Consider the following 3,602-nt stretch of genomic DNA (forward strand, 5'->3'; position numbering starts at 1 on the left):
CCAGGTCTCGAAGGCCGACGTCACGCACACGCCCGAATTAACCAACAGCATCCCGGAGTTGTCCGGGGGCCGGGCCCTTTCGCTCAGCACTCACACGCGGTACGCCTACGCGTGGCTCACGCCTCGAACACCTCGCGCACCAGCTGCTCCTGCTCGGCCAGGTGGCGCTTGGCGGAGCCGACCGCGGGGGACGAGCCGTGCGGGCGCGAGATGCGCCGCAGCCGCTCGTCGTGCGGGACGTCGGCGCCGACCGCCAGGTCCAGGTGGTCGATCAGGTTGAGCGCGATGAACGGCCACGCCCCCTGGTTCGCCGGCTCCTCCTGGGCCCACAGGTACTTCTCCGCGTTGGGGTACTTCTTGATCTCCGCCTGGAGTTCCGCACCCGGCAGCGGGTACAGGCGCTCGATGCGGATGATCGCCGTGTCGCTCACGCCCCGCTTGCGGCGCTCGCCGTCCAGGTCGTAGAAGAACTTGCCCGCGCAGAAGACGACCTTCTTCACGGCCGCCGGATCGACCCGGTCGTCGCCGATGACCGGGCGGAAGCTGCCGGTGGTGAACTCCTCCGCCTTCGACGCCGCCGCCTTCAGCCGGAGCATCGACTTCGGGGTGAAGACGACCAGCGGCTTGTGGTGCGGGTTGTGCGACTGCCAGCGCAGCAGATGGAAGTAGTTCGACGGGAGCGTGGGCATCGCGACCGTCATGTTGTTCTGCGCGCACAGCTGGAGGAACCGCTCCGGGCGGGCCGAGGAGTGGTCCGGGCCCTGGCCCTCGTAGCCGTGCGGCAGCAGCAGGACGACACCGCTGGTCTGCGCCCACTTCTGCTCGGCCGACGAGATGAACTCGTCCACGACCGTCTGCGCGCCGTTGACGAAGTCGCCGAACTGCGCCTCCCACATCACCAGCGCGTCCGGGCGGGCCAGCGAGTAGCCGTACTCGAAGCCCATGGCCGCGTACTCGGAGAGCAGCGAGTTGTAGACGTTCAGCCGCGCCTGGTCCTCGGAGAGGTACTGGAGCGGGGTGTGCTCGGCGCCCGTCTCACGGTCGATGATCACCGCGTGGCGCTGGCCGAACGTACCGCGCTGGGAGTCCTGGCCGGCCAGCCGCACCGGCACACCGTCCAGGAGCAGCGAGCCGATGGCGAGGGTCTCGCCCATGCCCCAGTCGATGGTGCCGTCCTCGACCATCGCCGCCCGGCGCTGGAGCTGCGGCAGCAGCCGCGGGTGGACGGTGATGTGGTCGGGGATGTTGACCTGCGACTCGGCGATCCGCTTGACGATCTCGGCGGTGACGGCCGTGGACACCTGGACCGGGAACTCGGCCTGCGGGTCCGGCGTCTGCACCTGCGTCGGCTGCGAGGTGGCCTCGCGGACCTCGGTGAAGACCTTCTCCAGCTGGCCCTGGTAGTCCTGGAGCGCCTGCTCGGCCTCTTCCAGGGTGATGTCGCCGCGACCGATCAGGGACTCGGTGTAGAGCTTGCGCACCGAGCGCTTCTTGTCGATCAGGTCGTACATCAGCGGCTGGGTGAAGGCCGGGTTGTCCGACTCGTTGTGCCCGCGGCGGCGGTAGCAGATGAGGTCGATCACCACGTCCTTGTTGAACGCCTGGCGGAACTCGAAGGCCAGCCGGGCGACGCGCACGACGGCCTCGGGGTCGTCGCCGTTGACGTGGAAGATCGGGGCCTCGATCATCCGGGCCACGTCCGTCGCGTACATCGACGAGCGGGAGGACTCGGGGGCGGCGGTGAAACCGACCTGGTTGTTGATGACGACGTGGACCGTGCCGCCGGTGCGGTAGCCGCGCAGCTGCGACATGTTGAGGGTCTCGGCCACCACGCCCTGGCCTGCGAAGGCCGCGTCGCCGTGGATCGCCACCGGCAGGACCGTGAAGTCCGTACCGCCCTTGTTGATGATGTCCTGCTTGGCGCGGGCGATGCCCTCAAGGATCGGGTCGACCGCCTCCAGGTGCGAGGGGTTGGCGGCCAGCGAGACCTTGATCTGCTCGCCGTCCAGGCCCGTGAAGGTGCCCTCGGCGCCCAGGTGGTACTTCACATCGCCGGAGCCGTGCATCGACTTCGGGTCGAGGTTGCCCTCGAACTCGCGGAAGATCTGCGCGTACGACTTGCCGACGATGTTGGCGAGCACATTGAGCCGGCCGCGGTGGGCCATGCCGATGACGACCTCGTCCAGCCGCGACTCGGCGGCCGAGTCGAGGACCGCGTCGAGCAGCGGGATGACGGACTCGCCGCCCTCCAGGGAGAACCGCTTCTGCCCGACGTACTTCGTCTGGAGGAAGGTCTCGAAGGCTTCCGCCGCGTTGAGCCGGCGCAGGATGCGCAGCTGCTCCTCGCGCTCCGGCTTGCTGTGGCCGCGCTCGACCCGGTCCTGGATCCACTTGCGCTGCTTGGGGTCCTGGATGTGCATGAACTCGATGCCGGTGGTGCGGCAGTACGAGTCGCGCAGCACGCCGAGGATCTCGCGCAGCTTCATCAGGGACTTGCCCGAGAAGCCGCCGACGGCGAACTCGCGCTCCAGGTCCCACAGGGTCAGCCCGTGCTCGGTGATGTCGAGGTCGGGGTGCTTGCGCTGGCGGTACTCCAGCGGATCGGTGTCGGCCATGACATGGCCGCGCACCCGGTAGGAGTGGATCAGCTCGAAGACGCGGGCGGCCTTGGTGACGTCGTCGTCGTGGCTGGCGTCGATGTCCTTGAGCCAGCGGACCGGCTCGTAGGGGATGCGCAGCGCCTCGAAGATCTCGTCGTAGAAGCCGCTGTCGCCGAGGAGCAGATTCGCGACGATCCGCAGGAACTCGCCGGACGCGGCGCCCTGGATCACCCGGTGGTCGTAGGTCGACGTGAGCGTCATGACCTTCGAGATGCCGAGCTTGTTCAGGGTGTCCTGGGAGGTGCCCTGGAACTCCGCCGGGTAGTCCATGGAGCCGACGCCCAGGATGACCGACTGGTTCGGCATCAGCCGGGGCACCGAGTGGACCGTGCCGAGGCCGCCGGGGTTGGTCAGCGAGACGGTGACGCCGGTGAAGTCGTCCATCGTCAGCTTGTTGTCGCGGGCGCGGCGGACGATGTCCTCGTAGGCCTGCCAGAACTCGAAGAAGTTCAGCGACTCGGCCTTCTTGATCGCCGCGACGACCAGCTGGCGGTCGCCGTTCGGCTTGACCAGGTCGATGGCGAGACCGAGATTGATGTGCACCGGCTTGACCAGGGTCGGCTTGCCGTCCTTGATCTGGTACGACCAGTTCATCGCCGGCATGGCCTTGATGGCCTGCACCATCGCGAACCCGATGAGGTGCGTGAAGGAGATCTTCCCGCCGCGGGCGCGCTTGAGGTGGTTGTTGATGACGATGCGGTTGTCGAACAGCAGCTTCACCGGGACCGCGCGGACCGAGGTGGCCGTCGGCACCTCCAGCGAGGCGTCCATGTTCTTCACGACGGCCGCGGCCGGGCCGCGCAGCGTCACCAGCTGGGGTCCGGCGGGCGCCTCGGCGGCCGGAGCGGCCTGGGCGGCCGCAGTGGCCGGGGCCGCCGGGGCCGCCTTGGCGGCCGGAGCCGCGGGCGTGGCGGGCACGGCAGGCGCGGCGGGCTGCGCGGG

At 68.9% G+C, this 3,602-nt stretch carries 1 protein-coding gene; it reads right to left on the reverse strand.

Going from position 1 to position 3,602, the window contains the following annotated elements:
* Positions 1–116: 116 nt before the first annotated feature.
* Positions 117–3,602: multifunctional oxoglutarate decarboxylase/oxoglutarate dehydrogenase thiamine pyrophosphate-binding subunit/dihydrolipoyllysine-residue succinyltransferase subunit (locus ACFRFC_RS38155; RefSeq protein WP_383112707.1), on the reverse strand; the 3,486-nt coding region annotated here is incomplete at its 5' end.

It is taken from the genome of Streptomyces sp. NPDC056734, assembly GCF_042790455.1.
In the GTDB taxonomy this organism is placed as follows: Bacteria; Actinomycetota; Actinomycetes; order Streptomycetales; family Streptomycetaceae; genus Streptomyces.